The sequence below is a fragment of the Acinetobacter sp. ANC_7513 genome (assembly GCF_056779915.1).
In genome coordinates, this window is sequence record NZ_JBWYIW010000011.1 from 110,764 (window position 1) to 117,221 (window position 6,458).

General features: G+C 38.0%; 5 protein-coding genes and 1 pseudogene. 5 read left to right on the forward strand and 1 reads right to left on the reverse strand.

Translation table 11 applies throughout. The annotated features are described in order from the left end of the window. The first annotated feature begins 19 nt into the window (after positions 1–19). From def to AC1M9B_RS12095, 4 genes and pseudogenes are all read left to right on the forward strand, one after another. Positions 20–550, forward strand: coding sequence for a peptide deformylase (gene def / locus AC1M9B_RS12080; RefSeq protein ID WP_035268228.1), 531 nt, complete (start codon positions 20–22; stop codon positions 548–550). Between the two features lie 335 nt (positions 551–885). Further along, positions 886–1,092 (forward strand): annotated as a pseudogene (locus AC1M9B_RS12085) (DUF2946 domain-containing protein); the annotation flags it as partial. A gap of 70 nt (positions 1,093–1,162) precedes the next feature. Beyond that, complete coding sequence (locus AC1M9B_RS12090) at positions 1,163–3,208, forward strand: TonB-dependent copper receptor (RefSeq protein WP_481609190.1); 2,046 nt, start codon at positions 1,163–1,165, stop codon at positions 3,206–3,208. Between the two features lie 168 nt (positions 3,209–3,376). Next, positions 3,377–4,306 (forward strand): metal-dependent hydrolase, encoded by a 930-nt coding sequence (locus AC1M9B_RS12095; protein WP_481609191.1) that lies wholly within the window; start codon positions 3,377–3,379, stop codon positions 4,304–4,306. A gap of 42 nt (positions 4,307–4,348) precedes the next feature. Here AC1M9B_RS12095 and AC1M9B_RS12100 read toward each other — a convergent pair whose 3' ends face one another. After that, a complete protein-coding gene (locus AC1M9B_RS12100) occupies positions 4,349–5,557 on the reverse strand; it encodes an oxygenase MpaB family protein (RefSeq protein ID WP_481609192.1) in 1,209 nt (402 codons plus the stop codon). Positions 5,558–5,641: 84 nt separating this feature from the next. Between AC1M9B_RS12100 and AC1M9B_RS12105 the strand changes: the two genes are divergently transcribed. Then, entirely contained in the window at positions 5,642–6,244 is a 603-nt protein-coding gene (locus tag AC1M9B_RS12105) for a TetR/AcrR family transcriptional regulator (RefSeq protein ID WP_035268244.1), read from the forward strand. The last annotated feature ends 214 nt before the right edge of the window (positions 6,245–6,458 follow it).

Consider the following 6,458-nt stretch of genomic DNA (forward strand, 5'->3'; position numbering starts at 1 on the left):
ATAGCCGGTGAGGAGCAGCATGGCCTTATTACCAATTTTAAGTTTTCCTGATCCCCGTTTGCGTACTATTGCCAAACCTGTAGAGGAAGTGACGGATGAAATTCGTCAACTTGCTGCAGACATGTTTGAAACCATGTATGAAGCACCAGGTATTGGTCTAGCTGCAACCCAAGTTGATCATCATATTCAGCTTATCGTCATGGACTTGTCTGAAGATAAAAATCAGCCGATGGTTTTTATTAATCCTAAAGTCACCCCATTAACTGAAGATACCCAACCTTATGAAGAGGGTTGTCTATCAGTTCCACAAATATACGATAAAGTTGAGCGTCCGTCACGCGTCAAAATTGACGCAATTAACTTAGAAGGGCAAGCTTTTGAATTAGAAGCTGATGGTCTTTTGGCAGTATGTATCCAGCACGAAATGGATCATCTGAACGGAAAATTATTTGTTGATTATTTATCTCCTTTAAAACGCCAAAGAGCGCGTGAAAAGGTAGAAAAAGTCGTTCGTCAGCGTCAAAAAGAAAAAGTTGCTGTAAAGCGTTAATTCTCTAAGAATTTTAAATATGTTGATAAAGCCCAATTTCGATTGGGCTTTGTTATAATTGCTCAAATTTTATTTGGAATGACAATTTGTTCCGCAATGGGTTGCTGCTGAGTTTCGCAGCAGTATTATTACAGATCGCTGTTTTTCTTCAGCCTTTGCTTCCAGCGCAATATCAAATTGCGCCGGTCTGCGAAACGATCACCCGTGCCTTATTCGAACAGCCTAATCATTCTAGTATTACAACGCTCGTTCATCATGCTCATCATGTTTCCACTTCACATGCGTTACATGAACATCATGAGTCTAAGCGCTATGTTGAATCCTCGCATAGTGGGCACGATCATCATGACCCAAACCATCAATGCCAATACTGTACTGTATTTGGTAATTTGATTTTGCCACCTGAGCTGAATGTTAAAGAAGTTTTTGTACGTTTAAATATACGTTTGATCGTCTTCCAAAAAGCGTTCAAACATATTTATTTCGACTTACAGCGTTTATTCCTTTTACCTCAAGGTCGGGCACCGCCACTCTTTTCTTAAATATTGTCTTTATTTTTAGGGTCTTGAATGACTCTAGCATTGTCATATTTAAATTTTGAGTGAATATATCATGGCTCAGACAAAATTCTATTTACAGCCACTAGCGGCTGCGATTTCCATTGCCTTTATTGCGCAAACTTCATTTGCTGAAGTCCAATCTACAGCTTCAAATCCAACACCTGATACACACATGACGAACTTAGCGCCAATTGTTGCTACAGCTCTACAAGGTAATGATGCTAATGGCTTGATTGTCCGGGCAAACCCGAAGCAACCCATTCAGCCTATTCCTGCGTCGGATGGCGCAGATTACTTACAAAGTATTGTAGGGTTTAGCAGCGTAAATAGTGGTGCAGGTACGAATGGTGATGTGACCTTTCGTGGAATGTATGGATCACGAATCAAAATTCTAACAGATGGAACTGAAAATTTAGGCGCATGCCCGAGTCGTATGGATTCACCGACTTCGTATATCTCACCTGAGAGCTATGATCGAATCTCGGTGATTAAAGGTCCCCAAACTGTCCAGTACGCCAATACAGGTTCAGCAGCCACTGTGATTTTCGAGCGACGCCCAGAACAATTGAATGATGAAAAAAATTATCGAGGTCAGGCAAGTGTATTAATGGGCTCTTTTGGGCGTTTAGACCAAAATATTGAGGCAGCGGTAGGAGATGAACAAAAATATATTCGAATCAATAGCAACCGATCAGTCTCAAATAGTTATCAAGATGGTAATGGGGCGACCGTACCATCAGATTGGAAACGATGGAATGCAGATTTAGCATTGGGCTGGATACCTAATGCAGATACATGGATCGAGTTAACTGGCGGTAAGGCTGATGGTGAGGCTGTATATGCTGGGCGAGATATGGATGGTTCTAAATTTGCCCGCGAGAGCTTGGGATTAAGATTTGAGAAAAAGAATCTCTCAGAGGTAGTCAAAAAAGTTGAGGCGCAAGTCAATTACAACTTTAATGATCATGTGATGGATAATTTTAGTTTACGTGATGTCGATGGCGCAGATCGCGCTATGAATGTGACACGTCGTACTTTAAATGCACGTTTAGCCACAACGATGGAGTGGGATAAAGCAATATTCATTACGGGTGTTGATACTCAGAATAATCAACATGCTGGTGGAATGTATCATTCAAGCATGCCAATGATGAATACTCCACTAACAGAGGATATGAAGTTTCAATCTTATGGCGGGTTCACTGAATTATCATATCCATTCAATGATCATAATAAGTTGGTCACAGGTGTTCGGGTTGATCAAGTTAAGATTAAAAACTTAAAAATGGTTCAAGAACGTCAGGAAACATTACCAAGTGGTTTTATACGGTTTGAAAATCAGCATCCAGAGCATGATGCTAAAACCTATGTTGGTCTAGGCTATGTAGAGCGCGTACCAGATTATTGGGAGTTGTTTAAGACAGATTATCAAGGCAATGCTGTTGCTACCTTCAAGGATTTAGAAACAGAAAAAACCTTACAGTTGGATGTTGGATACCAACATAATCACGGGGCACTCAGTTCATGGGCATCAGCTTATGCCGGTTTGATTAATGATTTCATATTATTGAATTATGACCCAGCAAAAATGACTGGTCATGGTAAAAATGCTGCTGATTCTAGAAATGTCGATGCGACAATCGCAGGGGCAGAAGCTGGTGTAGGTTATCAATTTACCAATGCTGTTCAGGCAGATCTTAGTGCGATGTATGCTTGGGGAAAAAACACAACTGATCATCAACCTTTACCTCAAATATCTCCGCTGGAAGCACGTTTAAATTTAAGATATGTGCAAGAGCGTTTTAACTTAGGTTTATTGTGGCGTGTGGTAGATGGGCAGGATCGTGTCAGTATTAATCAAGGTAATATTGTAGGTAAGGATTTTAAAACGAGTTCAGGTTTCTCGACGCTGTCTTTAAATGGTACTTATCAAATTCATCAAGGTGTTGATTTGAGTATTGGAATTGATAATGTTCTGGATAAGGTTTATACGGAACACTTAAATAAAGCAGGTAGTGCTGGATTTGGTTTTGCACAGAATGAGCAATTTAATAATATAGGACGTAATTATTGGGCGCGTGTGAGTATGAAGTTCTAGTCATATTCAGTTTATTTGACGTAATAAGCCTAACACCCATTTAGATCGCCGTCTAAATGGGTGTTTTCTTTAAAATTGTCTGACATAAAATATGAATGTCCTTAAATGATATTGTGATGAGGTTATCATTATTTTAAAAATAATAAAAAAGATGTAATGGATAATAAAATGACAACAATGAGTCAAGTTCATCAACTACATGGTCGTAAAGTAAAATTTGATTTCAATCATATTCCAAAGCATTGGATTGAAAATGACCCTGTTTCCACCCATATGTTGAATACAGCACATATGATCTTGCCTGCGGGTGAGTTTTGGTTTTGCCGTGTATTTAATAAAGCTTTACCGTTCGTCAAAGACGAACAATTAAAAGCAGACGTGAAAGGTTTTATTCAACAAGAGGCGATTCATGGTCGTACTCATCAACACGCACAAGTTTATTTTGATCAACATGGATTAGATGTAAAGCCGTTCATTCAACGCATGCATTATCTTTTTGAAATCCTTTTAGGAGAAAATCCAGTAGGTATCAAAATGATGAAAAAAGTGGTTGGTGAAAAACGTTGGTTAATCTTCCGACTGGGTGTGATTGCAGCCATTGAGCACTATACTGGTGTGGCAGGGCAGTGGAGCTTGGACAATACTTCATTGGATAAAGCCGATCCAATCATGGCTGATCTATTCCGTTGGCATCTTGCTGAAGAAGTTGAACATCGTACGGTTGCGTATGATTTGTTTAAACATATGTTTGAATCAGAGTTTAATTTTCAAATTTCGAAAAATGCTTTGATGTCGTTCATCTTCCCTATTATGGCAGCGGTTTGGATTGAAGGCGGCAAAACAATTTTGAAACAAGATAAAGATGCAGGTAAGTTTAGACATATGGGTACTTTAAGACTCATTATGCAAATGGAAAAAATTAGCCGTAAGACTGATCATATTCCTACCTTCAGTCATTTAACTTTAGCTACTATCCGTTGGTTTAGTCCAAAGTTTCATCCAGTGCAAGAAGGTAATACTCAACAAGCTTTGGATTATCTAGCACGTTCTCCATCAGCACTTCGAGCTGAGCAAGAGGCAACATTAAAAATGGCTTAAAAATATACTTGCAAAAAACCGAGCCTTAGCTCGGTTTTTTATTTATTGATGCATACTTGCCAGCTGTTTTCCTGCATTTTGATATAAATCGAGAGCTCGTTCTTGTTGTGATCGCCCTTTACGCTGTAAATAAAGATCAAGCTTTGGTATTTTTTTTGCGCCAGCATAAATCACAGTATTTTTAGTCAGTAGATACAGTGGATACCACGGCAGTATTCGAGGCTTAAGCCCTAAATTTTTCATTTTTTTACGGCCCATAAAGATTTGGGTAACATCTAAGTGATTCTGGTAGGCTTTCTTCTGCATGAAACGTTTAAAATGTTTATATTCGCGTTCAAATGGTTCTTTGGATAGGCTTACTGCAAGCTGACGACTACTTTCATCCACTTGAGGATGAGCATAATTCATCCATTGCAATAATTTCCAGCCTTCAGACTCTTTATCAATCAGCCAGTGTTCGTCAACACCCATCAACCAGCCTGTATATTTCCAAAAATGCATAATCGCATCGACTTCACTTTTAGTTGGAAAAATACCGATTGCTCGAATACCTAAAAGCATTACACCGCTGAAAGCAATATTTGTCATTGCCTGATCATATTGGTTAATCGGCATTCCCCAAATATCCCAGTCCCAATCTTTAGATTTTTTTAGATGGTAGCGAACTAAAGAATGGATGAAACGCACAAAAATTGTTGAAGTAAAGCCATCATTAAAGCGTTGAAATCCGTTCGGCTTAGTAACATCTAGCCACCATTTATGCGTTTCTGCTAAGCGCTTGCCTGCATATTTGCTTAGAGCACCTGTTAAAATTAAAGGTTGATTAAAGCCAGGGTATTGATATCCAGTCATTAGCGCGAGATCACGCATAATAAAAGTGACATTCGAGCCTAAACGATGTGTGAATTGAATTGCACGATCAATTTTTTCTTGATCGAACCAAACAGGCTGTTGTTCCACGAGATCAAAGAATGCTTTGATTTCAGGGACTGGTTTGGGAAGAGCATCTAAGCCTTGATATAAGGCTGTTTCAAAAAGCTTTCGATTTTCGCGTGGATTGGTCATCACCCAATCCATTAAGCGATCCATCGGCACATCACCCGTATGTAAACTTTCATTTAACTCTAAATATTCAGCATAAGTTGGAATGAAGTTTTGATCGGTCATTTTGTGTAGAAGCTTGGACAATAGATCGCTACGCTTCATTCGCTCATATGAAGCCATACGTTTTGGAATGCTAAAATTTGACATGGTGTAATTAATCTGGTTATTGTTTGATCAAAGATTAATATGAATATTTATTCGCATTCAATTCGCATTATTAGAATGGCAGCTATGAGAAAAAGACCACAACAACAAAGAGCAAAGCTGGTAGTCGATAGTATTTTGGAAGCGACTCTGATATGCATTTCTGAAATGGGCCTAGATCAAGTCACTACGCCAAAAATATCTGAAAAATCAGGGGTGAGCGTCGGCTCTATCTATCAATATTTCGAAAATAAAGATCAGATAATTTTAGAATTGTTACGCCGTAAGAGTGAAAACTTAGGTTTGTCACTTAAAGCGCTGGCGATGAATCAAGAAGAAATGGATTTAAAAACCTTAGTCGATGTTAGTCTTCAATTCGGATTTGATGTAATGAGAGAAGATAATGGTTTCTTCTTTGAAGTCCTCAAACATTGGCATGGCTACAACAATTCCGAAGCAGCAAAGGTTTTAGAAAAGCATTTTTTTGAAGTTGGTTTATATGTATTTAATCGTTTCTATCGTCATTGGGACTTCGAAACACTTAAGCATAAATCTTTTGTGATTATTAATAGTACCTTGTTCACAATGATGAGGTTTGTAAGCAACAATGATTTTCTTATTTCAGAACAACAGCTTAAAAGAGAACTAAGTGCAATGATTTTATCTTATTTAGACAGTGATAAGAGTTAAAAGTTCATACAAATAAAAAATTATATATAAAAAACATATAGTTAATGTTTATTTGGTTTATTAACTATACAAACAAATAGAAAAGATTGAAAAAGTAGTTGCGTAAGAAAATAAATGGCCTATAATGCACATCCATCGGCGGTGATGTTGATTAAAACTTGTTGAAAAACAAGGGTTTAGCTGAATAGGTTGGATCTAAGTTTTGAGAATAAGT